This window comes from Kushneria phyllosphaerae (assembly GCF_900312995.1).
Taxonomy (GTDB): domain Bacteria; phylum Pseudomonadota; class Gammaproteobacteria; order Pseudomonadales; family Halomonadaceae; genus Kushneria; species Kushneria phyllosphaerae.
The window spans coordinates 470,388-496,969 of record NZ_ONZI01000004.1; the positions used below are offsets into that span (position 1 = coordinate 470,388).

Annotated in this window: 29 protein-coding genes and 1 other RNA gene; 7 read left to right on the plus strand and 23 right to left on the minus strand. The window is 59.3% G+C overall.

Translation table 11 applies throughout. The features are described from left to right. From mraY to rsmI, 8 genes are all read right to left on the minus strand, one after another. A complete protein-coding gene (mraY, locus tag KSP9073_RS15350) occupies positions 1-1,083 on the minus strand; it encodes a phospho-N-acetylmuramoyl-pentapeptide-transferase (RefSeq protein ID WP_108843827.1) in 1,083 nt (360 codons plus the stop codon). Beyond that, positions 1,083-2,468, minus strand: coding sequence for a UDP-N-acetylmuramoyl-tripeptide--D-alanyl-D-alanine ligase (locus tag KSP9073_RS15355; protein ID WP_108843828.1), 1,386 nt, complete (start codon positions 2,466-2,468; stop codon positions 1,083-1,085). Before KSP9073_RS15355 ends, mraY begins: the two co-directional genes overlap by 1 nt. Continuing rightward, complete coding sequence (locus KSP9073_RS15360) at positions 2,461-3,870, minus strand: UDP-N-acetylmuramoyl-L-alanyl-D-glutamate--2,6-diaminopimelate ligase (RefSeq protein ID WP_243409268.1); 1,410 nt, start codon at positions 3,868-3,870, stop codon at positions 2,461-2,463. The genes KSP9073_RS15355 and KSP9073_RS15360 overlap by 8 nt, the downstream gene beginning before the upstream one ends. A 55-nt stretch (positions 3,871-3,925) precedes the next feature. Beyond that, positions 3,926-5,671, minus strand: a complete 1,746-nt coding sequence (locus tag KSP9073_RS15365; protein WP_108843830.1) for a peptidoglycan D,D-transpeptidase FtsI family protein — start codon at positions 5,669-5,671, stop codon at positions 3,926-3,928. Next, positions 5,668-6,000: a cell division protein FtsL gene (ftsL, locus tag KSP9073_RS15370; protein WP_108843831.1), complete on the minus strand. Its 333-nt coding sequence runs from the start codon at positions 5,998-6,000 to the stop codon at positions 5,668-5,670. Before ftsL ends, KSP9073_RS15365 begins: the two co-directional genes overlap by 4 nt. Positions 6,001-6,005: 5 nt before the next feature. After that, positions 6,006-6,965, minus strand: coding sequence for a 16S rRNA (cytosine(1402)-N(4))-methyltransferase RsmH (gene rsmH, locus KSP9073_RS15375; protein ID WP_108843832.1), 960 nt, complete (start codon positions 6,963-6,965; stop codon positions 6,006-6,008). A 32-nt stretch (positions 6,966-6,997) separates the two neighbouring features. Continuing rightward, an RNA gene (gene rnpB / locus KSP9073_RS15380) (RNase P RNA component class A) lies at positions 6,998-7,363 on the minus strand. A gap of 128 nt (positions 7,364-7,491) precedes the next feature. Continuing rightward, on the minus strand, positions 7,492-8,355 hold the full coding sequence (gene rsmI / locus KSP9073_RS15385) for a 16S rRNA (cytidine(1402)-2'-O)-methyltransferase (RefSeq protein ID WP_108843833.1): 864 nt from the start codon (positions 8,353-8,355) through the stop codon (positions 7,492-7,494). Between the two features lie 166 nt (positions 8,356-8,521). Here rsmI and KSP9073_RS15390 point away from each other — a divergent pair, with 166 nt between their 5' ends. Genes KSP9073_RS15390 through KSP9073_RS15405 form a run of 4 tightly spaced genes read left to right on the plus strand, consistent with a single transcriptional unit; the run spans position 8,522 to position 11,839 of the window. After that, positions 8,522-10,252, plus strand: coding sequence for a penicillin-binding protein activator (locus KSP9073_RS15390; RefSeq protein WP_108843834.1), 1,731 nt, complete (start codon positions 8,522-8,524; stop codon positions 10,250-10,252). Positions 10,253-10,258: 6 nt separating this feature from the next. Beyond that, positions 10,259-10,633 carry a YraN family protein gene (locus KSP9073_RS15395; RefSeq protein WP_108843835.1) on the plus strand — a complete coding sequence of 125 codons (375 nt, stop codon included), beginning with the start codon at positions 10,259-10,261 and terminating at the stop codon, positions 10,631-10,633. Between the two features lie 53 nt (positions 10,634-10,686). Then, positions 10,687-11,280: a phosphoheptose isomerase gene (locus tag KSP9073_RS15400; RefSeq protein WP_108843995.1), complete on the plus strand. Its 594-nt coding sequence runs from the start codon at positions 10,687-10,689 to the stop codon at positions 11,278-11,280. A gap of 43 nt (positions 11,281-11,323) precedes the next feature. Next, positions 11,324-11,839 carry a BON domain-containing protein gene (locus KSP9073_RS15405; protein ID WP_165814276.1) on the plus strand — a complete coding sequence of 172 codons (516 nt, stop codon included), beginning with the start codon at positions 11,324-11,326 and terminating at the stop codon, positions 11,837-11,839. A gap of 104 nt (positions 11,840-11,943) precedes the next feature. Here the strand turns inward: KSP9073_RS15405 and KSP9073_RS15410 are convergent, their stop codons facing one another. From KSP9073_RS15410 to zapE, 5 genes are all read right to left on the minus strand, one after another. Further along, positions 11,944-12,429: a ClpXP protease specificity-enhancing factor gene (locus KSP9073_RS15410; RefSeq protein WP_108843837.1), complete on the minus strand. Its 486-nt coding sequence runs from the start codon at positions 12,427-12,429 to the stop codon at positions 11,944-11,946. A gap of 96 nt (positions 12,430-12,525) precedes the next feature. Further along, the gene (sspA, locus tag KSP9073_RS15415; protein WP_108843838.1) at positions 12,526-13,155 is read right to left on the minus strand and encodes a stringent starvation protein SspA; all 630 of its coding nucleotides are present in this window, start codon (positions 13,153-13,155) and stop codon (positions 12,526-12,528) included. 166 nt (positions 13,156-13,321) lie between these two features. Continuing rightward, positions 13,322-13,714 (minus strand): 30S ribosomal protein S9, encoded by a 393-nt coding sequence (gene rpsI / locus KSP9073_RS15420; RefSeq protein ID WP_108843839.1) that lies wholly within the window; start codon positions 13,712-13,714, stop codon positions 13,322-13,324. A 12-nt stretch (positions 13,715-13,726) separates the two neighbouring features. Next, entirely contained in the window at positions 13,727-14,155 is a 429-nt protein-coding gene (rplM, locus tag KSP9073_RS15425) for a 50S ribosomal protein L13 (RefSeq protein ID WP_108843840.1), read from the minus strand. Positions 14,156-14,306: 151 nt separating this feature from the next. Then, positions 14,307-15,458 (minus strand): cell division protein ZapE, encoded by a 1,152-nt coding sequence (gene zapE / locus KSP9073_RS15430; RefSeq protein ID WP_108843841.1) that lies wholly within the window; start codon positions 15,456-15,458, stop codon positions 14,307-14,309. Positions 15,459-15,667: 209 nt separating this feature from the next. Between zapE and KSP9073_RS15435 the strand changes: the two genes are divergently transcribed. Continuing rightward, on the plus strand, positions 15,668-16,117 hold the full coding sequence (locus KSP9073_RS15435; protein ID WP_165814277.1) for a Z-ring associated ZapG family protein: 450 nt from the start codon (positions 15,668-15,670) through the stop codon (positions 16,115-16,117). 32 nt (positions 16,118-16,149) lie between these two features. Here KSP9073_RS15435 and KSP9073_RS15440 read toward each other — a convergent pair whose 3' ends face one another. After that, positions 16,150-16,905, minus strand: a complete 756-nt coding sequence (locus KSP9073_RS15440) for a Nif3-like dinuclear metal center hexameric protein (protein ID WP_108843843.1) — start codon at positions 16,903-16,905, stop codon at positions 16,150-16,152. A gap of 197 nt (positions 16,906-17,102) precedes the next feature. On the opposite strand from KSP9073_RS15440, the gene KSP9073_RS15445 reads away from it, so the two are divergent. After that, the gene (locus KSP9073_RS15445) at positions 17,103-18,341 is read left to right on the plus strand and encodes a Do family serine endopeptidase (RefSeq protein WP_108843844.1); all 1,239 of its coding nucleotides are present in this window, start codon (positions 17,103-17,105) and stop codon (positions 18,339-18,341) included. A gap of 30 nt (positions 18,342-18,371) precedes the next feature. Here the strand turns inward: KSP9073_RS15445 and hisD are convergent, their stop codons facing one another. The 9 genes from hisD to KSP9073_RS15490 all read right to left on the minus strand — a co-directional run bounded on the left by hisD (position 18,372) and on the right by KSP9073_RS15490 (position 25,340). Then, the gene (hisD, locus tag KSP9073_RS15450; RefSeq protein WP_108843845.1) at positions 18,372-19,724 is read right to left on the minus strand and encodes a histidinol dehydrogenase; all 1,353 of its coding nucleotides are present in this window, start codon (positions 19,722-19,724) and stop codon (positions 18,372-18,374) included. A 105-nt stretch (positions 19,725-19,829) separates the two neighbouring features. Beyond that, on the minus strand, positions 19,830-20,486 hold the full coding sequence (hisG, locus tag KSP9073_RS15455) for an ATP phosphoribosyltransferase (protein ID WP_108843846.1): 657 nt from the start codon (positions 20,484-20,486) through the stop codon (positions 19,830-19,832). A 56-nt stretch (positions 20,487-20,542) separates the two neighbouring features. Further along, complete coding sequence (murA, locus tag KSP9073_RS15460; RefSeq protein ID WP_108843847.1) at positions 20,543-21,802, minus strand: UDP-N-acetylglucosamine 1-carboxyvinyltransferase; 1,260 nt, start codon at positions 21,800-21,802, stop codon at positions 20,543-20,545. 20 nt (positions 21,803-21,822) lie between these two features. Further along, positions 21,823-22,080 carry a BolA family protein gene (locus KSP9073_RS15465; protein ID WP_108843848.1) on the minus strand — a complete coding sequence of 86 codons (258 nt, stop codon included), beginning with the start codon at positions 22,078-22,080 and terminating at the stop codon, positions 21,823-21,825. A gap of 128 nt (positions 22,081-22,208) precedes the next feature. Beyond that, positions 22,209-22,562 (minus strand): STAS domain-containing protein, encoded by a 354-nt coding sequence (locus tag KSP9073_RS15470; protein ID WP_108843849.1) that lies wholly within the window; start codon positions 22,560-22,562, stop codon positions 22,209-22,211. Further along, positions 22,562-23,218 carry an MlaC/ttg2D family ABC transporter substrate-binding protein gene (locus KSP9073_RS15475; protein WP_108843850.1) on the minus strand — a complete coding sequence of 219 codons (657 nt, stop codon included), beginning with the start codon at positions 23,216-23,218 and terminating at the stop codon, positions 22,562-22,564. Before KSP9073_RS15475 ends, KSP9073_RS15470 begins: the two co-directional genes overlap by 1 nt. A 72-nt stretch (positions 23,219-23,290) precedes the next feature. Then, complete coding sequence (mlaD, locus tag KSP9073_RS15480) at positions 23,291-23,752, minus strand: outer membrane lipid asymmetry maintenance protein MlaD (protein WP_108843851.1); 462 nt, start codon at positions 23,750-23,752, stop codon at positions 23,291-23,293. Then, positions 23,752-24,528, minus strand: a complete 777-nt coding sequence (gene mlaE / locus KSP9073_RS15485) for a lipid asymmetry maintenance ABC transporter permease subunit MlaE (RefSeq protein WP_108843852.1) — start codon at positions 24,526-24,528, stop codon at positions 23,752-23,754. Before mlaE ends, mlaD begins: the two co-directional genes overlap by 1 nt. Then, positions 24,528-25,340 carry an ABC transporter ATP-binding protein gene (locus KSP9073_RS15490; protein WP_108843853.1) on the minus strand — a complete coding sequence of 271 codons (813 nt, stop codon included), beginning with the start codon at positions 25,338-25,340 and terminating at the stop codon, positions 24,528-24,530. The genes mlaE and KSP9073_RS15490 overlap by 1 nt, the downstream gene beginning before the upstream one ends. Before the next feature lie 219 nt (positions 25,341-25,559). Between KSP9073_RS15490 and KSP9073_RS15495 the strand changes: the two genes are divergently transcribed. Further along, entirely contained in the window at positions 25,560-26,543 is a 984-nt protein-coding gene (locus KSP9073_RS15495; RefSeq protein WP_108843854.1) for a KpsF/GutQ family sugar-phosphate isomerase, read from the plus strand. Positions 26,544-26,582 lie beyond the last annotated feature (39 nt).

Below are 26,582 nucleotides of genomic sequence, written 5' to 3' on the forward strand. Positions count from 1 at the left end.
TCAGCGAATTTTCAGGGTGGCCAGGCCCAGCAGGACCAGCACCACGGTAATGATCCAGAAGCGGATGATGACGCGCGGCTCGGGCCACCCCTTCAATTCAAAATGGTGATGCAGCGGCGCCATGCGAAAGACACGTCGCCCGGTCAGCTTGAAGGAGGCCACCTGCACAATCACCGAGACGGTCTCCATGACAAAGACACCGCCCATGATGAACAGCACGATTTCCTGTCGAACAGCCACGGCCACCACGCCCAGAGCTGCCCCGAGCGCCAGTGCACCAACGTCCCCCATGAACACCTGAGCGGGATAGGTATTGAACCAGAGAAAGCCCAGCCCTGCGCCAATGATGGTGCCGCAAAATACGGCCATTTCACCGGCGCCGGGCACCGAGGGAATGTGAAGATACTCGGCAAACATGGCGTTACCACTGGCGTAGGCAAAAACGCCCAGCCCCATGGCCACCAGCACGGTCGGCATGATGGCCAGTCCATCCAGCCCATCGGTCAGGTTGACAGCATTGGAGCTGCCCACGATGACCAGATACGTCAGCAAAATAAAAAAGGGCCCCAGCTGAATCACGACACTCTTGAAAAAGGGCACGATCAGACTGGTTTCTACAGGAGACGCCGCCGTGGCATAGAGGGCCACGGCTACAGCCAGCCCGATCACCGACTGCCACAAATATTTCCATTTGGCCGGCAGCCCACGAGGGTTCTTTTCGACCACCTTGCGATAGTCATCGACCCAGCCGATCGCCCCGAAGCCCAGCGTTACCAGCAGCACCAGCCAGACATAGTGATTGCCCAGATCCGCCCACAGCAGCGTGGAGATGGCAATCGACAACAAGATCATGACGCCGCCCATGGTGGGCGTACCGGCCTTGGACAGATGCGATTGCGGACCGTCGTCACGAATGGCCTGACCGATCTGACCGGCGACCAGACGGCGAATGACCCAGGGGCCGATCATCAATGACAGCAGAAGTGCCGTCAGCGTGGCCAGAATCATTCGCAGGGTCAGATAACCAAAAACGCTGAAGCTGGTTTGAAAGGAAGACAGCAGTTCGGCAAGAAAAAGCAACATTATGAGTAATCACCTGAAGATTCTGATCGAAGTGCGTTGACCAGACGGTCCATCCCGGCACTGAGGGATCCCTTGATCAGCACGCTGGCATTTGCAGGCAGCGCGTGATGTGCAAACTCGATCAGTGATGCCCAGTCATCGAAATGGCGTCCGCGCTCACCAAAGGCCGTTGATATCGCTCTGGCAGGCTCGCCAATCGTGACCATATGATCAATATCGAGATTGCGGGCATACTGACCCAGCGCCTCATGGGCCTGCGCGCTGTAACGCCCCAGCTCGCCCATGGCACCCAGAAAGCACCACCTGGGTCCGGGCCGCTGCGCCAGAGTATCCAGTGAGGCGCGCATGGCACCGGGGTTGGCGTTGTAGCTGTCATCGATCAGCGTGGCACCGCGAATGCCTACGATCATCACCATTCGCCGGGCCACGCCCTCGGCTCCGTTCAGTCCTGCCAGTATGCACGCAGGCTCACAGTCCATGGCATGCGCCACGGCGGCGGCACCCAGCGCATTCATGACGTTATGTCGCCCCATCAGCGGCAGCGCTACTCGCCCCAGCGCATCGCCATCGATGGTGAGCGTAAACTGATAAAACCCTTCATCACTGACCATGTCGATGGCCTGAACGCGGGCGGGCACATCAATCCCGAAATCCAGAATGTCATGCTGAGAGGCCAGCGCCGCCCAGACGGTATAAAAACGATCGTTACGATTAAGGACCGCCACGCCCTCTGTCGATAGTCCTGACAGGATTTCCGCCTTGGCCTGAGCGATATGGCCGGCGCTGCCAAACTCACCGATATGGGCGTCAGTGACATTATTGATCAGCACCACATCCGGGCCTGCCAGCGCCGTCGTCCAGGCAATTTCGCCGGTATGGTTGGCACCGGCTTCGATGACTGCCTGCTGACATCGATCATCCAGCTGCAAAAGCGTCAGTGGCACCCCGATATCGTTATTGAGATTGCCGCGGGTGGCGTGGGTTGGCGCACTGCGCGACAGGATCGCTTCACACAGGGCGCGCACGGTGGTCTTGCCACTGTTGCCCGTAATGGCCGCCAGCCGGCCCTGCCACTGAAGACGGTGATGACGCGCCAGCAGTCCGAGTGCCAGCCGCGTGTCGGCAACGACCAGTTGCGCAATGCCGGTCGTGCCCGGCGCATCGACAATGACCGCAATGGCGCCCCGGTCCCGGGCCATTTCGAGAAAGTCATGACCATCGAAGCGCTCACCACGAAGGGCCAGAAACACATCCCCCGGTTGCAGGCTGCGGGTGTCGGTCACGATACGACAGGCATCTGCGCGCGCAAAATCGCCCCGCGGATCGATAACGGCATCGGCAGTCAAACGCAGTGCTTTAATGATGTTGGCCGGTGTATCACTCATGCCAGTGGGCCTCCAGTGCCAGAGACGCCACGTCCATATCGCTGAACGGATGGCGTACGCCCTGAATCTCCTGGTAATCCTCGTGCCCCTTGCCGGCCAGCAGGATAACGTCCTGCGCGCTCGCACTGGCCACGACATCGGCAATGGCTTGCGCCCGCCCGGCGACTTCGCGAACGTGCGCCCCTTGTGGCATCTCCGACATGATCATGCGGCGGATATCCTCGGGCGGTTCACTGCGCGGATTATCGTCGGTCACCACGACTTCATCGGCAAGCAGTGCTGCCACGCCCCCCATCAGGGGACGCTTGCCGCTGTCACGGTCACCGCCACACCCCAGCACACACCAGAGCCTGCCCGGCACATGCTCACGAAGGGCCAGCAGTGCGTTGCGAAGCGCATCCGGCGTGTGAGCGTAATCCACCACCACTGCTGGCGCCCTGGAACGCGCCAGCAGCTGCATGCGTCCCGGCACGGGGGTCAGTTGCCCGGCCGCCTTTAGTAGCGCCTCCAGCGGGCTGCCAAGGCCATACAGGGTCGCGATAGCCAGCAGCACATTATCCAGATTAAAGCGGCCCATCAACGGCAGCTGCACTGTCCGCTCACCTTCCGGTGTCATGACACTTGCCTCGAGACCGAGGCGTTTCGCCTGCCAGCGACGTACCTGAAAATCATGATCGTCCTGACTGCCGACCCTCAGCACTTTCGCCCTTTTGGGCACACCTGCCAGCATCAGTCGGGCCAGGGCATCGTCAGCGTTGACGACGGCGAGCTCGAGCTCGGACCGCTGAAAGAGGCGCGCCTTGGCAGCCGCATAGGCGGCCATGCCGGGGTGATAATCCAGGTGGTCACGACTCAGATTGGTAAAGACCGCCGCCCGGATATGACAGCCGCTCAGGCGATGCTGATCGAGCGCATGAGAGGACGCTTCAAGGGCTACACGTTCGGCACCGGCCAGCGCCAGTTCCCGCAGACGCTGCTGCAGGGAAATGGCATCCGGCGTGGTAAGCCCGGCATGGTTGAGCGCACCGGGGCGACCGCTGCCCAGCGTACCTACAAGCCCTGCAGGCGTTTCGAGTGCTTCACTGAGCGCCGCGATGTAATGCGTTACCGAACTCTTGCCGTTGGTCCCGGTTACGGCGATCTGCTCAAGCGAGGCCGGCACGCCCATGACCAGGGACGCCAGCTGACCCAGTCGTTCGGGCAGCGCCTCAAGCACGACGATATCCCTGGCCTCTTCCTGCCATGGCGGTGCTACCAGAGACAGCGCGGCACCTCGCTCGCGCGCCTGATCGATGTACTGACGCCCATCAACGCGCGTTCCCGGCAGGGCCACAAAAACATCACCGGGTTGAACATGACGTGAATCCAGCACCAGTCGGGCATCGTCTGACAGGGGCAACATGCCAATGTCGGGCCAGAGCGTGGCAATGGCATTGGCCAGCGTGCTGGTCGGCAAATCAGGCACCAGGCGACTCCTTGCTCTGATCGTCGGGAGGAACATCCAGAAGGCGCAGCGCGTTGCCGGCCACCCGGGCAAAGATGGGCGCAGCCACCAGGCCACCGTAATACTCCTTGCCCTTCGGATTATCGATTGAAATCACGGTCACGATCCGAGGATTGCTCGCCGGTGCAATGCCGACAAAGTTGGAGCGATAGGCCTCTTTCTGATAACCGGTATTGCCGATCTTTCTGACGGTACCGGTCTTGCCGGCCACCCGATAGCCTTCCAGTGCAGCGCGCGTGCCACCACCGCCCGGCTCCACCACCGTTTCCATCATGCGGATCAGCTCGTGGGACGTCTTGGACGACATCACCCGATGGCCTTCCGGCGGCTTGTTCAGCTTGAGCAGCGAAGGCGGCACCTGCTTGCCATCGTTGGTAATCGCCGTATAGGCACTGGCCAGCTGTACCGCATTGACCGACAGTCCATACCCATAAGAAAGCGTGGCCCGCTTGGCCTTTGACCAGCTAAACGGTGAGGGCAGGCTGCCGGTGGCTTCGCCGGGAAAACCAAGGCCCGTGGGATGGCCCAGCTTCATGCTGTCATAAACGTTCCAGATCGCATCATCGGGAAGCGCCAGCGCCATGTGGGTCATGCCGATATTGGAGGAGTGGGTGATGACCCCGGTCATGTCCAGCTTGCCGAAATTGCGGGTATCCTTGATGGTATAGCCATCCACCATCATCCAGCCGGGGCTGGTATCCATCGGCGTATCCGGCGTGAACTTGCCTGACTCAAGCCCTGCGCTCATGGCCAGCGGCTTCATGACAGAACCAGGTTCAAAGGCATCGGTCAGCGAACGATTGCGCAGTCCCGCCGGGTCTACACTGGTGCGGTTATTGGGGTTATAGGAGGGCAGACTGACCATGGCCAGCACTTCCCCCGTATGGGCATCCATCATCACAAGGGTGCCGCTATCAGCATTGTGCTCGTTGACAGCCGCCTTGAGCTCGCGATAGGCCAGATACTGCAAGCGAAGGTTGACCGACAGCGTCACGTCACCACCCGGATGCGCTTCCCGGATCATGTGCAAATCGCGTACCAGCTGTCCCTTGCGATCCTGCAGCACGCGTCGCTGCCCCGGCAGCCCTGACAGATAGCGGTCAAAGGCCAGCTCGAGCCCTTCCTGACCGTGATCATCAATGTTGGTCATGCCGACCAGCTGCGAAGTGACTTCGCCGGCCGGATAGTAGCGCTTGTACTCATGACGACCGTGCACGCCGGGAATATCGAGCGCCAGCACACGGCTGGCAGGCTCGGGCGTGACGCGACGCTTGAGGTACATGAATTCCTTGCCGCGGTAGTTTTTCACGCGCGCCATGAAATCAGAGGGTGACTCATCCAGTGCCTTGGCCAGACGGGTCAGCTGGACCGGATCCTCTGGAAGATCGCCGGGATTTGCCCAGAGGGTGACAACCGGCGTGGACACGGCCAGCGGTTCGCCATCGCGGTCGGTGATCATGCCGCGGTGAGCATCGATGTTCTGCACACGAATGGTTCTGGAGTCGCCCTGCCCCTGAAGGAACTGATGGTCAAACACCTGCAAATAAACAATGCGCCCTACCAGTACTGCCATGGCCACGAAAATGATGGCGAGTACGAACCGATAGCGCCAGATCGGCATGGCGGCCACATGGCTTGCCGCCGTATCGCCCCCATACATGCGTGCATTACGCCCGACACGGCGGTTTTGTTCACTCATGGCCGCATGACTCTGGTGTGGTGGACATCCGGCACGTGCATCTCAAGGCGATCGCGGGCCAGATTTTCGATACGTGAAGGGGTCGACCAGGTGCTTTCTTCCAGCAGCAGGCGGCTCCAGACCGTTTGAAGCTGGTCGTGCCGATGCTCCATGGTTTGAAGGCGCGCATACTGGGAGCGCGTATGGTAGGCCGTGCTGATGACGCCCAGCGCTGAAAGGATAACCAGCAGCAACAGCACCAGAATCACGCCATGCATGAAGGTCAGGCGAAGACGAAAGGGCCACTGCCATTGTCCGCGCGACGTTGAGCCCGGGGTGCGTTCCGCCATGATGACTAGCCCTCCTGCCCCAGCTTGCGCGCCACGCGCATGACCGCACTGCGGGCACGGACGTTGAGTCCGGTTTCCTGCTCATCCGGACGAATGGCCTTGCCTACAGGCGCCATGTCCCGCTGGATCTGATCCTCGCGCAGCGGCATATGGCGTGGCAGATGCTGATCGCCTCGAGACTTGTCACGAATAAAGCGTTTGACCAGGCGGTCTTCCAGCGAATGAAAGCTGATCACCACCAGACGCCCCCCCGGCGCCAGCGCCTCAAGCGCGGCATCCAGGGCACGCTCAAGCTGGCCCAGCTCATCATTGAGATGAATACGAATGGCCTGAAAGGCACGAGTGGCAGGATGACGCCCCTTTTCCCATGCCGGATGCGCCGTCTTTAAAAGCTCGGCAAGTTCTACGGTACGGGTAATGGGCGCTTCCTTGCGCTGCGTGACCACAGCGCGCGCCAGGCGTTTGGCAAAACGCTCCTCGCCCAGACGCTTGAAAACGTCGGCCATCTCGCGCTCGGGCGTTTCGGCAATCCACTGGGCGGCGCTGATGCCGGCATCGGGATCCATGCGCATATCGAGCGGGCCGTCGCGCATGAAGCTAAAGCCTCGACTGGCATCATCAAGCTGGGGAGAAGAGACACCCACATCCAGCAGGATGCCGGAGAGTCTGCCATGTACGCCCTGCTGGCGTGCCACGTCGCCCAGATCCGCGAAGGTGGCGCGTGCGATGCAAAATCGCGAATCCTCGATGGTGGCGGCTGCGGCCAGCGCCTCGGGGTCCCGGTCGATGGCGACAAGACGGCCCTGATCATCCAGACGATCAAGGATGGCGCGGGAATGCCCGCCACGCCCGAAGGTGCCGTCCAGATAGAGGCCGTCCGGCCGCTGAACGAGGGCATCGACGGCACCCTCAAGCAGGACGCTTTCATGCTTGTGGTCTTGCCGGATACCTGGGGTCTGATTCATGAGGACTCAAGGGATGTTTCAAGAAGAAAACAGGTGGGAGTCGGCCTGTAAGCCGGGTTCTGTCGAGAACAGTCATTCCTCTAGGGCGTTCGTCACCGAACGCCTCAAGCAACCTACCCGAACCCGACGCGGGCCACGCCAATGGGTTCCTATTCGGTCTTGCTCCGGATGGGGTTTACCATGCCACGACCTGTTGCCAGGCGTGCGGTGCGCTCTTACCGCACCCTTTCACCCTTGCCGTCGGTACCGAGAGTATCGGCACCGCTTGGGCGGTCTACTCTCTGCTGCACTTTCCGTCGGCTCGCGCCGCCCAGGCGTTACCTGGCATCCTGCCCTATGGAGCCCGGACTTTCCTCCCCCTGACCCGAAGGTCTGGCGGCGACTGTCCGGCCGACTCCCAAGCGCGCAAGAATATCAGTGCCGGCCCCCGGGTCCAAGCGCGTTAACCATTTTTATCCTTGTGCACAGCCATTGGTGACGCCCTGGCAACAATTACTTACGAAGTTCGCCTGTCAAGGGCATCCCTTCAAGAGGGTCTATCGTCCTTGAGCTGCTGCGCACGCTGATACCAGTCACTCTTGCGCCCGCCCAGGATGCGGGTTGCCACACTTGCCGACTGCTTGACCCCTACGCCCTCGTCCAGAAGCGACGACAACAGCTGATCGCCATCGACCTGACCAACGTCGGCGTGCGCCTTCTCCGGTGCCGGCGCCATCATGACCACGAACTCACCGCGCATCTGGTCGGCATCTTCTGCCATGCGCTCAAGGAGACTGCGCGCCGTGCCCTGTAAAAAGGTTTCAAAGGTTTTGGTCAGCTCTCGTGCGATCACCAGATGGCGCTCACCAAACACGGTCTCGATATCTTCCAGCAGCTGGCGAATCCGGTGCGGCGATTCATACAGCACCAGCGTCACCGGCAGTTCCACGACATCACTCAACCGCTGGCGTCGCCCGGCGCTTTTGGCCGGTAAAAAACCCTCAAACAGAAACCGTTCTGTCGGCAACCCTGCAGCACTCAGCGCCGTAATCAGCGCACTCGGCCCGGGAATGGGAATGACGGTGTAGTCGGCGTCTCGCAGCGCCTGCACCAGACGATAGCCGGGGTCTGAAATCAGCGGCGTGCCGGCATCACTGATCAGAGCAACCCGCTGCCCGTCATCGAGGGCCTGCTTGATACGCTCAATGCGCGAGGTTTCGTTGTGTTCGTGGAGGGACATCAGAGGCACCCGCACCCCGATATGATCGAGCAGGCGCACGCTGTGACGGGTATCTTCAGCCGCAACCAGATCGGCCTGTGCCAGGGTATCCATGGCACGTCTGGAGAGGTCATCAAGGTTACCAATCGGCGTGGCAACCACGTACAATGCGCCCTTGTTAAAACTATTCATGTCATCACACTACGCTGGTTCGGACGCGTTATTGCTTTCGGATTTGCCTGTGTCATGACCAAAAACGGTACAGGCTCGACTGGAGCTGCATGGTACGCCGTGCAGTTCGCTGACGCCACGCTGTGGCGCCATCATGGAGACCGGCAAGAAAAGGAAATGTCCAGGCATGCGAACATCACTTACCAGACTGGCCGGCGCGGCCATGGTGGCACTGACACTGGCAGGCTGTGCCGGCACATCAGGCATTGTCGATCGCTTTGGCGGTCTGTCCTCTGACGATCTTCTGAGCCAGGCCCAGCAGCAACAGGGCAGCGAAGCCGCTGCCACACGCCTTCAGGCCGCCGAGCTGCTACAGCGCCAGGGCGACAATGCTCGCGCACTGGAAGTGGCCAATGCGCTTGACCGCTCCGTACTGCCCAACGACCAGCAGATTCGCTGGGCCCTGCTGACATCGCGCGCCGCGCTGGAACTGCAGGACCCACAGACGGCGCTTGAGGCCACAGGTATCGTGGATAGCGCCATGGCGCTGCCGGACAATGAACGCAATATACTGCTTGAGCGCCGCGGCCTGGCCCAGGCCATGAATAATCAGCCGTTTGACGCAGCACAGACGCTGATCGCCCTGCAGCAGCGCACGGACGATACCCAGCTCAATGACACCATCTGGCGCCAGCTCAATCGCCTTGATCCGGGCCAGCTCGATCAACTGGCAGGCCAGGGCAGCGTTGCGGCCGGCTGGGTTGAACTTGCACAACTGCAGCGCCGACAGGGTGCCAACATCGGCGCCCTGACCGACGCCATCAGCCAGTGGCAGTCCAATAACGCTCGTCACCCCGCCTCGCGCCGTCTGCCTACTGACCTGGGTGCGCTGGACGAGATCCGTGATCAGGAAATTCGCAAGATTGCGGTGTTTTTACCTCAGAGCGGCCCGCTGGAATCCATTGCTACCGCGATTCGTGAAGGCATCGAAACCCGCGCCGACGACGTTCGAAGTCAGGGCGGCCAGATTCCCGAGCTGGTGTTTTACGACACTACCGGCCAGGACATCGAAAGCCTTTATGCACGCGCTACCATGGAAGGCGCCCAGGCCGTGATCGGCCCGCTAAGCAAGGAGCAGGTGTCACAGCTGGAAACCCGTGACGGGGTTGCGCTGCCGACGCTGGCGCTCAATTACGGTACGCACGACCACAACACCGCCCGCAATCTGTTCCAGTACGGTCTCTCGGCCGAGGATGAAGCACGCCAGGCCGCCCAGCGTGGCCAGCTAGACGGCCACCATAAGGCCGGCGTCATGGTCCCTGACAATGAATGGGGTAGCCGCGTGCTGGGCGCCTTCCAGAAGGAGTGGCAGCAGGAAGGCGGTGATCTGGTCAGCGTCCAGAATTACGATCCCTCCGCTTCTGCGACGTCCGCGGTCAAATCCGTCCTTAATGGCGGCCGCGGCCGGCCCGACATGCTTTTCCTGCTGGCCCTGCCCGGCTATGCTCGCCAGGTCCCCCCGACACTGGATTATTACAACGCCGCGAACCTGCCCATCTATGCGACATCTCACGCCTATGAAGGGGCACCCCAGCCCAGGCTGGATCACGACCTTGATGATGTGATGTTTGTGGACATTCCCTGGCTGATCCCCGAAGCCGCCGCGGGCGGCAGCGATGCTCTGCCCTTTGAATCGACCCGTGAGCGTCTGATCAAGGACGACCAGCCGGCACTGATCAAGCTTCACGCCATGGGCGTGGATGCCTTTGAGCTGGCACGCCGACTGCCGGTCATGAGCGCCATTGGCGGGTTTGAACTCTACGGCGCCACCGGCAGGCTCGCCCCCGGACAGGATGGTCGGATCGTGCGCACCCTGCCCTGGGCGATGTTTCGCAACGGTCAGCCGTCGCTGCCCTGATTTATCGTGGCATTTCGACCCTTCAGCAGTCGCCAGCGCGGTCACGACATCGAGTCGTTGACCGCGCAGTGGCTTGAGCAGCAGGGCCTGAGCATGATTGCCCGCAATCAGCAGATCCGCGGCGGCGAAACCGATCTCATCATGCGCGATGGTGACTATCTGGTCTTTATTGAAGTCCGCTATCGCGCCAGTGCCTCTCATGGCTCCCCGCTTGAAACCATTACACCTGCCAAGCAGCGCAGGCTGATCCGGGCGGCGCGTTTTTATCTGCTCGACAAGCGGTTATCATGCCCCTGCCGCTTTGATGCGGTAGGCGTTACGGGAGAACCTCCCGAGCGCCTGCACTTTGAATGGATCAAAAGTGCCTTTGACGCTTTCTGATGTCTGCCGTGCAGTCGCAGAAAGACAACGCCATCGACAATTTGAAGAGTGCCATGGACTTTCAATCACGCATCATCGATCACTTCAACGCCAGCATCGACGTCAAGACCTGGTCGAGCGAGGTCCTGCCACCATTCATCGAAGCGGCCAGTCAGACCATGGTCCAGAGCCTGATCAACGACGGCAAGATCCTGACGTGTGGCAATGGAGGCAGCGCGGGCGACGCCCAGCACTTCTCTTCTGAACTGCTCAATCGCTTTGAACGCGAACGTCCGAGTCTGCCGGCGCTGGCATTGACCACGGACTCTTCGACCATCACCTCGATTGCCAACGATTACAGCTACAACGACGTCTTCTCCAAACAGATTCGAGCGCTGGGCCAACCCGGCGATGTTCTGTTGGCCATTTCGACCAGCGGTAACTCCGCCAACGTCATCCAGGCCATTCAGGCCGCCCATGACCGTGACATGATCGTCGTCGCCCTGACCGGTCGTGACGGTGGCAACATGGCGTCTCTGCTGGGCCAGGAAGACTGCGAGATTCGGGTACCTGCAACCGTCACAGCCCGCATTCAGGAAGTGCACCTGCTGGTCATTCACTGTCTGTGCGATTTAATCGACCACCAACTCTTTGGCAGCAATGAATAAGCGCTCACTCTCCAGGTTCACAGGCGCCCTCCTGCTGGGCGTCATGCTTTCCGTTAGCGGCTGCAGCACCGTTACCGGTGGTAGCGGCTACGGCACCCGCACCAGCTACGCGATCGATCAGGACACCCGTATTGCCCGTACGCTATGGGACGCTATCCGTGCCAACGACAGCCTTGATGACACTCACATCAATGTCGACGTGTATAACGGCTTTGTGCTGCTGACAGGTCAGGTGGGCAGTGATGTCCTGAAGGAGCAGGCAGGTGAACTTGCCACGCACCCCGAAGGGGTTCGCCATGTTCGCAATGAGCTGAGCATTGGCCCCAACAGCTCGACGCAGCAGCGCCTGCAGGATACCTGGATCACCTCACGCGTGAAGGCACGCATTACTGCCAGCAATCGCATCAACAGTGACCGAATCAGGGTCCTGACTGAAAATGGCACGGTGTATCTGATGGGAATGGTGCGCGCCGGCGAGGCCGACTACCTTGTGCAGCTTGCATCACAGACCGGTGGTGTGGAGCGCATCGTCAAGGCCTTCGAGTATCTGGGCGTCTAGATCCCTCGGCACCCTGCCGGCCAATGAAACAAGAAATGACAACGCAAAAAAACGGACCCGCCTTCATGGCGGGTCCGCTGGTATAGCGACGCAGTATCAGATAATTACTTGATGACCTTCAAAGACGGACGTCCCTTGCGAGGACGGGAATCATCGTCGTCATCATCATTACCCTCACCACTTTCCTCATCCGTTCTCGCCACTGCCCCCAGATGCGAGTCTCGCTCGTCGAGCTCATCACTACCCGACTCGGCAGCATCCGAGGCGTCGTCCGGCATGACAGGCTCCTGACCAAAGACCATGCCCACGCCGTTTTCGCGTGCATAGATGGCGACGATGGCATCGATGGGCAATTCAACTGTCATTGGCTGGCCACTAAAACGAGCATTGAAGGCCACCATGTCATTTTCCATGAAAAGCTCTCGAACAGCCCCGGGGCCGATATTGAGCACAATCTGGCCGTTTTGAACAAACTGCTCTGGTACTACCACACCCGTGCGCTCGGCATCGACAACGACATAGGGTGTACAGTCGTTGTCCAGCAGCCACTGATACAACGCACGAATCAGATAGGGACGGCTGGAATGCATGTTTTCACCTCACTGAAGAATGCATCAAATGAAAGGCCCTGCGCATCAATCAGTCTGTTGACTGCAGGCCATCCGGCACCTGCAGCGATAATCCGATCAGCTGCGAAGCTCGCGCTCCGACTCCAGAAGCGATGCCCGGAAGGCATCCCGCGCAAACAGCCTTTCCATATAGCCCATCAGCGGCTTGACCTGCTGTTCGGGCAGATCAACACCCAGTGCCGGCAAACGCCAGAGGATAGGCGCCAGACAGCAGTCCACCAGCGAAAATTCTTCGCTCATGAAAAACGGGATATCTTCAAAAATCGGGCTGATACCGATCAGGCTCTCGCGCAATTCCTTGCGCGCCTGCTCGACTTCCTTTTTGGAACCCGGTGACAGGATACGCTCCACCATGGGGCACCACTCACGCTCGATACGGTGCATCCACAGTCGACTTTGAGCACGCGCCACCGGGTAAACCGGCAAAAGTGGCGGATGCGGAAAACGCTCATCCAGGTATTCCATCATGACCTTGGATTCATAAAGAACCAGATCACGATCAATCAGTGTCGGCACACTATTATAAGGGTTGAGGTCGGCCAGCTCCGCCGGACGATGCTCATCGTTGACCTCAATGATGTCAACGGAAATCCCCTTTTCGGCCAGCACGATCCTGACACGATGGCTGTAATGGTCGTCACTGCCTGTATAGAACGTCATTGACGATCGTTTGGCCACAACACCCATAGAAAGTCCTCACTTTGATGACGAGCTGGATAATAACACGAGAGCACGCCTTTCGGGTTGCCGGATTGGCAACCACAGCGTTTCAACAGAGATGCAAAAAACTGTCCTGCAGACACAAAAACGCCCGGGGAAAACACCCGGGCGTCCTGTGACATGACGTCGAAGCTTAACGCTTGGAGAACTGGGGACGACGACGTGCCTTGCGCAGACCGACCTTCTTACGCTCGACCATACGCGCATCACGCGTCACATAGCCGGCGCTGCGCAGCGGAGCGCGCAATTCTTCATTGTATTCCATCAGGGCACGAGTAATGCCGTGACGAATGGCGCCTGCCTGCGCAGAACCGCCGCCACCCTGAACGGTGACAAAAATGTCGAACTGGTTGGTCAGTTCGGTCAACTCAAGCGGCTGACGCACGACCATCTGAGCGGTCACGCGGCCGAAATATTCGTTGAGTTCACGCTTGTTGACCGTGATCTTGCCATTGCCCGGACGCAGAAAAACGCGTGCGGTAGAGGTCTTGCGGCGGCCTGTGCCGTAGTACTGCTGCTGTGCCATGAAAATGTTCCTTTAGAGATTCAGTGCCTGAGGTTGCTGCGCCGCATGAGGATGCTCACCACCGGCATAAACCTTGAGCTTGGAATACATGGCGCGACCCAGCGGGCCCTTGGGCAGCATTCCCTTGACAGCGATTTCGATAACACGCTCCGGAGCATGATCGATCATCTGCTCGAAGTTCATCGAACGCAGGCCGCCCGGATAACCGGTATGGCGGTAATACTGTTTGGCAAAGGCTTTCTTGCCGGTCACACGGACCTTCTCGGCGTTGACGATGACGATGTAATCGCCGGTATCAACGTGAGGTGTATATTCGGGCTTGTGCTTGCCACGCAGGCGGCGAGCGATCTCGGTAGCCAGTCGACCCAGAGTCTTGTCTGCAGCGTCGATGACATACCAGTCGCGCTGCACGGACTGCGGTTTGGCGCTGAACGTCTTCATGTATGAATCACCATGGTTGTGGCGAGAGCGTTGCTACTGCCCTGCCAATCCCTATTTTTCTTGGTTGTTGCCCCTGCAGGCAGACACAACAACGATAAGCGAGCGCGCATTGTACAGAGCCCGGCGCCGGCGAACAAGGGGTTAATCACAGTCAGGGCTTGTGAGTCAACGCCAGATAATCGCTTGATTGCATCTCCTGCAGACGCGAGACCGTACGTTCAAACTCGAAGGCCAGCTCGCCACCGCTATACAGGGATTCCGGCTCGGCATCCGCGGACATCACCAGTTTGACGGCGCGGTCGTAAAACTCATCCACCAGGTTGATAAAACGTCGCGCCTGATCCTCGATTGCGGCCCCCATGACCGGCACATTGGAGATCAATACGCTATGGTACTGGCGCGAGAGCTCGATATAGTCATTCTGGCTGCGTGGACCGTCACACAGTGTTTTGAAGTCAAACCAGACCACGCCCTCATGACAGCGACGAGCCTTCAGCGCTCGTCCGTTGATCCGCAGCGTATCTTCCTGCCCTGATTCACCGGCCAGATGTACAAAGCTCTCCTGCAAGGCGGCGTCAGCGCTGTCATCAGCCGGCGTATGAAAGATTTCCTCGCGCGTCAGGGTGCGCATTCGATAATCGATACCGGCATCGACATTGACCACGTCACAGTGACGATTGAGCAATTCGATGGCAGGCAGGAACCGGTCACGCTGCAGACCGTTTTTATAAAGTTCATCCGGCACGATATTGGAGGTTGTCACCAGCACCACGCCCTGGGCGAACAGGGCATCCAGCAGGTTGCCCAGAATCATGGCATCGGTAATGTCCTTCACGAAAAATTCGTCAAGGCAGATGACTCTGGCCTCTCCGGCAAGCTTTGCCGCCACAAGGGTCAGAGGATTCTTTTGCCCCTTGTGAACGTCCAGCTCCTTGTGCACACGCTGCATGAAGCGATGAAAGTGCGTACGCATCTTGTCATCAAAGGGCAGGCTGTCATGAAAGGTATCCACCAGCCATGTCTTGCCTCGACCTACCCCACCCCAGAAATAAAGCCCCTTGATCTCCGGCTCGGCGGGCGCCGTGGGCGCTGACGGAGCGCTTTTCTTGCCAAAAAATCCCGACATTTTTGACTTGAGCCCACTATCGGCCACGGCCGTCGAAGGTTTGGGTCGTGGTCTGCTGGTCAGTGCCTCATAAAGGCGCTGCAGGTGCTCAACCGCCTTCTCCTGAGAGCTGTCATGCTGAAAGCCTTCACGTTCAAGATCCTGCCGGTACTGTTCTCGCGGGGAAAGTCTGGACATGTTATCTGGTGCCTTGCGGAAGATCGGATACCCATGATTGTACAGCGTGACACGTGCTGATTCGCCCTGCGCAAGGGTGATTTCTCAGCGCTGATGGGCACGATTATGTCGTGAGTGAATTGACCCGGACAACATGACGCCTTCTATAATGGCCTATCGCATGGTCACGCCGGTCGTGCGTGCAATCAGCATTGAAGAGGGGAATATTGGTGAACGAAGGCAATATCGATTGGGTAGTCGCCATTGTGGCACTGCTGGCAGGCATCGCGATCGGCGTGTTGATTCGCCATTTCTCGGGCAGCCAGAGAAACACCAGCCAGAAACTCAAGCAGCGGCTGGCCGAAACCGAGCTTGAGCTCAAAAAACTGCGCGAGAGCGTGAATACGCATTTTGCCGATGTCACGACGCTTGCACGCAACATCACCCGTCAGAGCGAAGAGCTCCAGGCCCGACTCGATACCGATGCAGGCACCATGGCCAGCGACCCGGCGCTCAAGCGCAAACGCCAGGTAATCGCACCGGAAGACAGTGAAGAGGAGACAAACGCCCTTCACGTACCGCGTGACTACGCCGACAGCAATGGCACGCTCGATGAGAGTTACGGGCTGCGCCAGAAGCAGGAAGGTGACAGCACGGACCCGCAACCGCCGCGATACTGATCGATCAGCGGTCACCGGACCTCCGGTGGCCGTTACACCGGGTTGTCGATATCGACAAAGCGGTGCTCGATGTCATGGCGCTGCGCCAGCCACTCTCCGAGAGCACGAATGCCATCGCGCTCGGTGGCATGATGGCCGGCCGCATAGTAGGTAATCCCCATTTCCCGCGCCAGGTGCGTGGTCCGCTCTGAAATCTCCCCGGAAACGAAGGCATCCATACCGGCCTCTGCAGCGTCAATGATCATGTCCTGTGCACCACCGGTGCACCAGGCCAGACGCTCGATGGGCCGATCATGGCCTGAAATCATCAATGGTTTGCGATCAAGACGCTGATGGAGCCGCTCGGCCAGCGCCTGTTGTGAGCACGACGTCATGGCGCCATGATACAAAAGCCCCTGCCCCATCTCGCCGTCAAGTACGCCCTGCACCTGCCAGTCCATGCGATGGGCCAGCAGAACGTTATTGCCAAGCGTTGCATGAGCGTCCAGCGGGAGATGCCACGCCACCAGATTAATGCCATGCGCCAACAGTGTGGCAATACGGCGCTGCTTCATGCCGGTAATGGCCACCGGCTCGTTTTTCCAGAAATAGCCATGGTGTACCAGCACCATATCGGCCTGCCAGGCCACCGCCTCATCGAGCAGGTCCTGACTGGCCGTCACACCACTCATGATACGGGTCACCCGATCTTGACCCTCAACCTGCAGGCCGTTGACGGTAAAATCCTTGAAGCGCTCTGGAACAAGCAGCGTCTTCATGTCTTTTAGTAACTCGCTGCGCTCGATCATTTGCTTTCTCCCCGCCATCGATGTTTGAAAGTGCCCGCCAGCATCAGACATTGCTGACGCCCGGGTGATAAACTCGCTCAACTTTTATACGACATTGTGGCCGGCATGCGGTAAGGCAACGCCTTAGACCCGGATGTCGGATCCGAACAACCTGCAAGTCTGCAGCTCCGGGCTGCCTGTTTCAAAAGGATGTTGTCATGCGCCGATTTCTGGTGCCCCTGATCTGGCCGGTCGTCTGTGGCGTTCTACTGGCGCTGGTACTGCTGGATCACATGCCGCAAATCGTTGACAGTGGCGACCGCCCTGCCGTCGATGGCCGGCAGGGTCAGGCCGCTACCGCTCCGACCACTACGCCGGCTCCCACACCGCCCGTGCAGCGCATGCCGCCCGTGACGCGAAACGCAGCGCCCCTGCAGCGTGGGTCCGGCACGGCAAGCTACTCCGACGCCGTACAGCATGCTGCCCCCGCTGTGGTCAATGTCTACTCATCACGACTGGTGGAGCGCGACCATCACCCGTTGATGTCTGACCCGTTTTTTGAACAGTTCTTTGGCAACAGCAAGTCCGGGCGCCAACGCATGCTGTCAAGCCTTGGCTCCGGCGTCATCGTCAGTGATGAGGGCTATATCCTGACCAACAACCACGTCATCAGCGGTGCCGATGAAGTTCAGGTCGCCCTGCGAGATGGGCGCGAGACACTGGCTACCGTCATCGGCACCGACCCGGAGACGGATCTGGCCGTACTCAAGATCGACCTGGACAACCTCCCGGTCATTGATCTTGCCGATGCGACCAACACCCGTGTCGGCGATATTGCCCTGGCCATCGGCAACCCTTTCGGCGTGGGACAGACCGTGACCATGGGGATCATCAGTGCCACCGGCCGCAACCACCTGGGACTGAATGCCTATGAGGACTTCATTCAGACAGACGCGGCCATCAACCCGGGCAACTCGGGCGGCGCACTGGTGAATGCCGAAGGCGCCCTTGTCGGCATCAACACGGCCATCTTTTCCCGTACCGGCGGCTCACAGGGCATCGGGTTCGCCATTCCCACCAATCTGGCACACGGCATTCTCAACGATCTTGTCACTCGCGGGCGCGTGGTCAGGGGATGGCTGGGCATCGAGGCCAGAGAGGTCAGTTCAAGCCTTGCGTCATCACTGGACATCAACGCCCCGCGCGGGGTGGTGGTATCAGATGTCGTGGACGGTGGCCCCGCCGCACAGGCTGGCATCAAGGTAGGCGACCTGATCCTGTCGATGGCCGGCAAGCCGCTGCTGGATGCCCAGACGGCCATGGTGGATATTGCAGAGGTGGAGCCCGGCAAGCAGCTCCCGGTAGAACTTTACCGTAATGGCAAGCGTTTCAAGGTGACTGTCAGCGTGGGCGAACGCCCGAGCAGGCCGGTAACGCCGGTTCAGCCCGAAAGCTGACCGGCGGTCGATGGCTGAAAAAGGTCTGGATCAGTGCCTGTCGCTCTCGACACGACTGTTGTTCTCAGCACGAGAGTGTCCATCGATACGATTTTCAGCCGAGCGGGCGTGTGCCGTGAGCGACTCGCCTCTTGCCAGCACTGATGCCGTCTGACCAAGTGTTGAAGCGCCCTGCGGCGAACACTGAATCAGCGATGAGCGCTTCTGAAAGTCATAGACGCCCAGCGGTGAGGAAAATCGTGCCGTCCCCGAGGTCGGAAGAACATGGTTGGGGCCGGCACAGTAATCACCCAGCGCCTCGGCCGTGTAACGCCCCATGAAGATGGCACCGGCATGGCGAACCTGCTCGGCCAGCCTTTGCGGTTCTTCGACCGAAAGCTCCAGGTGTTCCGGGGCAATGCGGTTGACCAGTGACAGCGCCTGCGCCTCGTCCTCCACCAAAATCAGGGCGCCGCGACGGGACAGCGATGCCCGAATAATCTCGGCGCGCTCGAGTGTGGGCAATAACCGCTCGATGCTTTCTGCCACCGCATCCAGATGCTGTTGATCCCAGCTGATCAGAATGGCCTGGGCATCTTCATCGTGCTCGGCCTGTGAGAAAAGATCCATGGCCAGCCAGTCTGGATCGGTGCCCCCATCGGAGACCACCAGAATTTCCGACGGCCCGGCAATCATGTCGATGCCGACCTGACCGAATACGGCACGCTTGGCCGTGGCCACAAAAATATTGCCCGGCCCCACAATCTTGTCGACCTTCGGAATCGTTTCAGTGCCGTAGGCCAGTGCTGCCACGGCCTGAGCACCACCGATGGTGAACACCTGACCCACGCCAGCCACATGGGCCGCAGCCAGCACCAGCTCATTGAGCACGCCATCCGGGGTCGGCACGACCATGACGATGTCCTTCACGCCGGCCACATGCGCCGGAATGACATTCATCAGCACCGATGAGGGATAGGCTGCCTTGCCACCGGGCACATAGACACCGGCCCGGTCCAGCGGCGTCACCTTCTGGCCCAGCAGGGTGCCGTCGGCCTCCTGATAGGACCAGGATTCAGGCTTTTGCTGCTCGTGATAGGCGCGAATACGATCGCCTGCCACCGCCAGCGCCTGACGCTGCTCTTCCGGTAGCCCTTGCCACGCCTGCTCCAGTCGCTCGGCGCCCAGAGTCAGTGCCGACATGTCCTGAACATCAAGACGATCGAACTGGCGGGTCAAATCGATGATGGCTGCATCACCGCGACTGCGAACGTCCGCAATGATGCGATCGACGCTTTGCTGTATGTCAGCGCTTGAAACGCTTTCCCAGTCCAGCAGCGTATCCAGTCGGGACACGAAATCCGGCTGGCCTGTCGAAAGTCGATGTATGCTCTGCTTGTCCATTACGCCTGAATGACTCCTTGCCTTCCGGCCATTGCCGGAGAGTAACGTGTCGCGCCGGTGACGTGACCCCCTAGTGCAACCTGATCGTTGAAAGCCGATCAGGATTCAGGATGTCAGGCTGTCCTGGCGACGTTCTGCCACCGCCTGCCCCAGACGCTCGATCAATGGCCCCAGACGCGCATGCTCTACGGTCATGGACGCCTTGTTGACCACCAGCCGCGTACTGATATCGGCAATCAGCTCGCGCGGCGCCATGCCGTTGGCGCGTAGGGTATTACCGGTATCCACGATATCGACAATCTCGTCGGCAAGATTCATGAGCGGTGCCAGCTCCATCGCCCCGTAAAGCTTGATGACTTCGGCCTGAATGCCCAGGTCCGAATAATAGCGTCGGGCGATATTGACGAACTTGGTCGCCACACGACGCCGGGCGCGCCCGGGCGTGACGCCTTCAATACCCGCAGTCATCAAACGACAGCGGGATATCTCCAGATCCAGCGGCTCATAAAGCCCCTGAGCTCCATGCTCAAGCAGCACATCCTTGCCGGCCACGCCCACATCGGCTGCGCCCATCTGTACATAGGTCGGCACATCAACAGCGCGCAGGATCACCAGCTTGACGTTCTCGAGACTGGTGTCGAACAGGAGCTTGCGGCTCTTGTCGAGTGGCTCCAGCGGCTCAATGCCGGCAGCAGCCAGCAACGGCAGCGTTTCCTTGAGAATTCGCCCCTTGGAGAGCGCCAGTATCAGCGGTTTACTCATGTGATCTTCAATGGCTGCAAAAATGAATCGGCATGGCGTGTCCCCCCGACGGCCCGTTAACGCGGCACGCGGCGAATACGCGCCCCCATCAGTTGAAGCTTTTCCTCGATGCACTCATAGCCACGATCGATATGGTAGATACGATCCACCACGGTCTCGCCTTCGGCGACCAGAGCAGCAATGACCAGACTGGCCGAGGCACGAAGGTCAGTTGCCATGACCGGAGCACCACTCAAGTGCTCGACGCCGTTCACCAGTGCCGTATTGCCTTCCAGTGAAATGTCCGCCCCCATGCGGTTGATTTCCTGAACATGCATGAAACGATTTTCAAAAATGGTTTCCACCACACGGCCGCTGCCTTCGGCGACGGCATTGAGCGCCACGAACTGGGCCTGCATATCGGTCGGAAAGGCGGGATACGGGGCCGTGCGGATGTTGACAGCCTTCGGCCTGCGACCATGCATGTCCAGTGAGATCCAGCCGTCACCGGTTTCGATCTCGGCGCCGGCCTCTTCAAGCTTGAGCAGCACCGCTTCCATGGTATCGGCGCGGGCATTGCGCACCCGAACCCTGCCACGGGTAGCCGCCGCCGCGACCAGAAAGGTACCGGTTTCGATGCGGTCAGGCATGACATCGTAGCGACAGCCATGCAGACGCTTGACGCCATCAATAACGATAGTGCTGCTGCCATGGCCGCTGATGTTCGCCCCCATGGCAATCAGGCACTCGGCCAGATCCACGATTTCCGGTTCACGAGCGGCGTTTTCCAGGACGGTACGGCCATGAGCCAGGGTGGCGGCCATCAGAAGATTTTCCGTGCCCGTGACCGTGACCGTATCCAGCACGATATGCGCGCCTTTCAGACCGCCGGGCGCTCTGGCACGAATATAGCCGGCTTCTACCCGAATATCGGCGCCCATGGCCTGCAGGCCACGAATGTGAAGATCGACCGGACGCGAACCGATGGCGCAGCCACCCGGCAGCGAGACATCGGCAGTGCCAAAATGCGCCAGCAACGGGCCCAGCACCAGAATCGAGGCCCGCATCTTCTTGACCAGATCATAGGGGGCGTGACAGTCCTTGACGCGACCATCCAGCTGGATGCTCATCTTCTCGCCCATGATGGGCTCTACCCCCATGCGCCCGAGCAGCTCAAGCGTGGTGGTAATGTCCTGCAGATGCGGCAAGTTGCCAATGATAACCGGCTCATCGGCCAGCAATGTGGCGGCCAGAATGGGCAGGGCCGAATTCTTAGCCCCCGAGGTCCAGACTTCGCCAGACAGCGGTCGACCACCGCTGATAATCAGTTTATCCATTCACCAGACTTCCAAGGCAATCAGGCACGATCTGAATCAGGAGACGCAGCGGCCCGCTGAGCCGGCGTCATGGTCCTGATGCTAATGGCATGCAGCGCGCCGCTGGCAATCTCTTCGGAAAGCGCGGCGTAAATGAGCTGCTGACGCTTGACAGGTGTCATGCCTTCAAAGACATCACCAATGGCGGTGACCTGAAAGTTGCACCCTTCTCCCTGAACCTCAAACTCACATGATTCGATGCGCGCCTCAAGCAGACGCTTGACCTCATCAGGCTGCATGATGACTCCTTTACTGGTTTGTTGGTCGCCAATGGTAAATGAAAAGCACGACCCCGCGCGAATGGACATAAAAAAAAGCGGCGTCAATGACGCCGCTTTTCAATAACAGAACCCGCAGGCTCAGCACCTCATGTCTCATCCGCCGCGGCAAATGAGGTTTCATGGGCCGGAAACACATCGCCGAGTTCGGCCATTTCGATCAGCTCGCGCATGCTGTCGGAAAGTGTAATGCGATCGACTTCCAGCTTTTTGGCCTGCGCAGCGCGCAGCCACTCAAGCAGCACCGAAATGGTCGCGCTGCTGGTTCGGCTGACACCACACAGATTAAAGGAGACCTGAGTACCATCGTATCCCTTCAGCCAGTCGATACCGGCGGTCGCCAGATCCGATGCATTGTCAAAGCCCGGTGCGCCTTTCAGATAAAGGGCGGCATCACGGGCTTCAAGCGTGACGACGTCATCACCGTAGAGCCTTTCGCTCATCAGTCCTTAGCCTTTTGATTGTCCCCGTCGCCGTCTTCAAGGTCGACATCGGGCGACCAGCCATTAATGACAGCATCAAAGTCACGATTGTTGGCACGCATGGCCTGATCGAACTGGTTGCGGAAGGTCAGGCCCAGATTGATGCCATTGACCACCACATTGATCACTTTCCAGCTGCCGTCGCGGTCGCGCAGGGTATAGGAGACCGGATAGCGTTCGCCGTTGGCCGCGATCACTTCCATATCGACACTGGCCTGATTCTCGTAGCGCTGGTTCTGGTTATTATCCAGAACACGCACGTCCTTATAGTCAAACGTCACCAGCCCCTGCGCATAGGTATCGATCAATGTCTGCTTGAATACGCGGGCAAACTGACTGCGCTGCTCGGGGCTGGCTGCCTGAAAATACTTGCCCATGACACTGGCCGAGGCATAACGCCAGTCAACGATGGGATCGATATTCTGCTCGACCACGCTTTTCAGCTCATCAGGATGATTGCGATAGCGGTCCTGATTGTTGTCGAGCTTTGACATCAGCTTGTCAACGCTTTGACTGACCACCTCGTGCGGAGACTGATTGGCAGCCTGAGCAGACAGAACGCCCAAACCGAGCATGGCGGCTACCAGCACGCCAACGTAGCGGGAGACCCTTTTCATCAACTGCACCTCCTGATTATACAAATTGCACCAGCGCCGCCTTCACCTCTCGGCGCCTGTCATTCATTCGGGTTATTTGGACATGTTCGAGACAAACTGCTGAATCAGCTCTTCAAGTACCAGGGCCGACTGCGTATCGCGAATGGTGCCGCCATCCTTGATCATTTCCGGCGCGCCACCGGTCGAGAGGCCGATGTATTTCTCGCCCAGAAGTCCCGCTGTCAGGATAGACGCCGTGGAGTCTTCCGACAGTTTTTCACCAACATCACTGTCGATCTCCATGGTCACACGCCCTTCAAGCCACTTCGGGTCCAGCTCGATATTGGTGATACGGCCAACCGTTACCCCCGCCATCGTGACCCGAGAGCGCTCCTTCAAACCACCGATGTTGCTGAAGCTCGCATACACCGTGAAATTCTGTTCAGCCTGCCCTGGAGCAAACCCACTTACCTGTAGACCCAGAAAAACGAGTCCCAGAAATCCGGCCAGTACAAAGGCACCGACACCGGCTTCAAGCCACTTAGAGCGCTTCATTAGAATTCTCCAAACATCAGCGCAGTCAAAATGAAATCCAGCCCCAGTACGGCCAGCGAACCAAACACGACAGTGCGAGTCGTGGCGCGCGAAATCCCCTCGGAGGTCGGTACGAGATCGTAACCCTGAAAGACAGCAATCCATGTCACGACGACGCCAAAGACCACGCTTTTCAACATGCCATTCACGACATCATCCATAAAGATCACGCTGCCCTGCATGTTGCCCCAGAACGAGCCCTGATCGACACCCAGCCAGTCCACACCTACCAGGTAGCCACCCGCGATGCCGATCACACTGAAAAACACGGTCAGTATCGGCATGGACAGGAATCCGGCCCATAGTCGCGGTGAAATGACCCGGCGCAGAGGATCGACGCCGATCATCTCCATGCTGGACAGCTGCTCGGTAGCCTTCATGAGGCCAATTTCAGCCGTCAGGGCCGAACCGGCACGCCCGGCAAACAAAAGCGCCGTCACGACCGGCGCAAGCTCTCGCAGCAGCGACAGTGCCACCATCTGACCCAGCGCTTCATCAGCCCCAAATCCGGACAGCACCAGATAGCCCTGCAGTGCAATGACCATCCCGATGAAAAGGCCCGAAACGGCGATGATGGGCAGGGACATGACGCCGACAAAGTACATCTGTCGAAGCCAGAGTCTGGCGCCTTCGAGTCGAGGCAGATGACACAGGGCCTGCGCCAGGAAGATGGCACTGCGCCCGAGCGACTCAAGCGTATTCAGGGTCTTGCGGCCCAGAAATATCAACGGTGACATCAAGACACCTCCGAGGGCGCAAGAATATCCTCATAAAAATTTTTCGAAGGATAATGAAAGGGCACCGGACCATCGGGTTTGCCCTGTATGAACTGGCTGACCCTGGGGTCCTGAGCCTCGCGCAGGGACGCCGGAGATCCACTGGCCATCACACGACCATCGGCAATGACATAGACATGATCGGCAATCGACAGCGTCTCCTTGATATCATGGGAGACCACGATGGCGGTCATGTTGAAGGCACTGTTGAGTCGGCGAATCAGCGTGACCAGCACCCCCATCGAGATGGGATCCTGACCGACAAAGGGCTCATCGTACATGATTAGATCCGGGTCCAGCGCAATGGCACGTGCCAGCGCCACACGCCTTGTCATACCGCCTGAAAGCTCGGCGGGCATCAAATCACGGGCGCCACGAAGGCCCACGGCCTGCAGCTTGATCAGCACCAGATCACGGATCATGTGCTCGGGCAGGTCAGTGTGGACCCGTATCGGAAAGGCCACATTTTCAAACACGCTCAGATCCGAAAACAGCGCCCCGCTTTGAAACAGCATGCCCATGCGACGCCGCATTCGAAACAGTGCCTGACGGGACAGTCGATGCACATTGTCCTCACCGACATGCACACTGCCCGAATCAGGCGTGAGCTGTCCGGCGATCAGCTTGAGCAGGGTTGTCTTGCCAGTGCCACTGGGTCCCATGATGGCCGTAATGCGCCCTTTTGGGATCTCCAGATCAACGCCCGAAAAAATGGGTCTGCCAGCTCGCGAGAAATGCAGGTTCTCGACGCTGACCAATGTTGAGTCGGACATACAACTCCTGAATGAACACAAAAGGATATGGAGTTAGCGAACATCGTATCCGAATCAGGCCCGCTCCCACCAGCCTCAGTTAAGGGCAACTGCCATAAAGGCATAAAAATCGGATCGCACCAGGACCCGCCCGCGGCCCTTTCTCAAGCCTCGATTATCCTGGTCTGTCCACACGGTTGCGCTTGTGCCCCGCGACATCCGGCGTCAGAATTCACGGCCATGACAACACCTGATATCGATCACGACTTTCTGGCCAGTGCACGTCGCACGCTTTTACTAGAGCAGAACGCTCTGAGAGATTTGTGCGAACGCCTTGATGCGCCCTTTACCCACGCCTGTCAGCACATGCTGGCATGTCGCGGGCGAGTGGTGGTCACAGGCGTTGGTAAATCGGGCCATGTGGGACGCAAGATAGCGGCAACGCTTGCCAGCACCGGCACGCCCTCGTTTTTCGTGCATGCCGGTGAAGCCAGCCACGGCGACCTGGGAATGCTGGTGCGCGACGATCTTGTTCTGGCCCTGTCCAATTCAGGGGAAACGGCCGAACTGACCGCCCTGCTGCCCCTTTTCAAGCGCCTGGGCACCACCATGATCGCCATGACCGGCAACACGTCCTCGAGTCTTGCCAGACACGCCGATGTCCATCTTGATGTCAGTGTGGCTCAGGAAGCCTGCCCGCTGAATCTGGCCCCCACTTCCTCGACCACGGCGGCGCTGGCGCTCGGTGACGCCCTGGCGATCGCCTTGCTGGAAGCGCGACGCTTTAGCCCCGAGGATTTTGCACTGTCACACCCTGGCGGCACCCTGGGCAAGCGCTTGCTGCTGCGAGTAGAGGATCTGATGCACACCGGCGACGAGCTTCCGGTCATTCGACAGGATGCACGTCTGAGCGAGGCACTGGTCGAAATGACGCGCAAGGGGCACGGCTTTACGTGTATCACCGATAATACCGGCCGCCTCGTGGGCATCTATACCGATGGGGATCTACGCCGCACAATCGATCGCCATGGCGATGTCCGACAGCTGATCATTTGGGACATCATGACGCCCGGCGGCCGCACCATCGGGGCGCAGACCCTTGCGGCTGAAGCCGTCAGGGTCATGGAGGATCATCGTATTACGGCGCTGGTCGTCGTCGATGATCGACATCGGCCCATCGGACTTCTCAAGATGCATGACCTGCTCAGAAGCGGCATTGTCTAGTATCGCCCTGATGCCTACTCGCCTACAAGACGACATGGC

Coding starts and splice junctions, on each gene's coding strand:
- mraY (WP_108843827.1), bottom strand. CDS start 1,083: ATGTTGCTTTTTCTTGCCGAACTGCTGTCTTCCTTTCAAACCAGCTTC.
- KSP9073_RS15355 (WP_108843828.1), bottom strand. CDS start 2,468: ATGAGTGATACACCGGCCAACATCATTAAAGCACTGCGTTTGACTGCC.
- KSP9073_RS15360 (WP_243409268.1), bottom strand. CDS start 3,870: ATGTTGCCCCTGTCAGACGATGCCCGACTGGTGCTGGATTCACGTCAT.
- KSP9073_RS15365 (WP_108843830.1), bottom strand. CDS start 5,671: ATGAGTGAACAAAACCGCCGTGTCGGGCGTAATGCACGCATGTATGGG.
- ftsL (WP_108843831.1), bottom strand. CDS start 6,000: ATGGCGGAACGCACCCCGGGCTCAACGTCGCGCGGACAATGGCAGTGG.
- rsmH (WP_108843832.1), bottom strand. CDS start 6,965: ATGAATCAGACCCCAGGTATCCGGCAAGACCACAAGCATGAAAGCGTC.
- rsmI (WP_108843833.1), bottom strand. CDS start 8,355: ATGAATAGTTTTAACAAGGGCGCATTGTACGTGGTTGCCACGCCGATT.
- KSP9073_RS15390 (WP_108843834.1), top strand. CDS start 8,522: ATGCGAACATCACTTACCAGACTGGCCGGCGCGGCCATGGTGGCACTG.
- KSP9073_RS15400 (WP_108843995.1), top strand. CDS start 10,687: ATGGACTTTCAATCACGCATCATCGATCACTTCAACGCCAGCATCGAC.
- KSP9073_RS15405 (WP_165814276.1), top strand. CDS start 11,324: ATGCTTTCCGTTAGCGGCTGCAGCACCGTTACCGGTGGTAGCGGCTAC.
- KSP9073_RS15410 (WP_108843837.1), bottom strand. CDS start 12,429: ATGCATTCCAGCCGTCCCTATCTGATTCGTGCGTTGTATCAGTGGCTG.
- sspA (WP_108843838.1), bottom strand. CDS start 13,155: ATGGGTGTTGTGGCCAAACGATCGTCAATGACGTTCTATACAGGCAGT.
- rpsI (WP_108843839.1), bottom strand. CDS start 13,714: ATGGCACAGCAGCAGTACTACGGCACAGGCCGCCGCAAGACCTCTACC.
- rplM (WP_108843840.1), bottom strand. CDS start 14,155: ATGAAGACGTTCAGCGCCAAACCGCAGTCCGTGCAGCGCGACTGGTAT.
- zapE (WP_108843841.1), bottom strand. CDS start 15,458: ATGTCCAGACTTTCCCCGCGAGAACAGTACCGGCAGGATCTTGAACGT.
- KSP9073_RS15440 (WP_108843843.1), bottom strand. CDS start 16,905: ATGATCGAGCGCAGCGAGTTACTAAAAGACATGAAGACGCTGCTTGTT.
- KSP9073_RS15445 (WP_108843844.1), top strand. CDS start 17,103: ATGCGCCGATTTCTGGTGCCCCTGATCTGGCCGGTCGTCTGTGGCGTT.
- hisD (WP_108843845.1), bottom strand. CDS start 19,724: ATGGACAAGCAGAGCATACATCGACTTTCGACAGGCCAGCCGGATTTC.
- hisG (WP_108843846.1), bottom strand. CDS start 20,486: ATGAGTAAACCGCTGATACTGGCGCTCTCCAAGGGGCGAATTCTCAAG.
- murA (WP_108843847.1), bottom strand. CDS start 21,802: ATGGATAAACTGATTATCAGCGGTGGTCGACCGCTGTCTGGCGAAGTC.
- KSP9073_RS15465 (WP_108843848.1), bottom strand. CDS start 22,080: ATGCAGCCTGATGAGGTCAAGCGTCTGCTTGAGGCGCGCATCGAATCA.
- KSP9073_RS15470 (WP_108843849.1), bottom strand. CDS start 22,562: ATGAGCGAAAGGCTCTACGGTGATGACGTCGTCACGCTTGAAGCCCGT.
- KSP9073_RS15475 (WP_108843850.1), bottom strand. CDS start 23,218: ATGAAAAGGGTCTCCCGCTACGTTGGCGTGCTGGTAGCCGCCATGCTC.
- mlaD (WP_108843851.1), bottom strand. CDS start 23,752: ATGAAGCGCTCTAAGTGGCTTGAAGCCGGTGTCGGTGCCTTTGTACTG.
- mlaE (WP_108843852.1), bottom strand. CDS start 24,528: ATGTCACCGTTGATATTTCTGGGCCGCAAGACCCTGAATACGCTTGAG.
- KSP9073_RS15490 (WP_108843853.1), bottom strand. CDS start 25,340: ATGTCCGACTCAACATTGGTCAGCGTCGAGAACCTGCATTTCTCGCGA.
- KSP9073_RS15495 (WP_108843854.1), top strand. CDS start 25,560: ATGACAACACCTGATATCGATCACGACTTTCTGGCCAGTGCACGTCGC.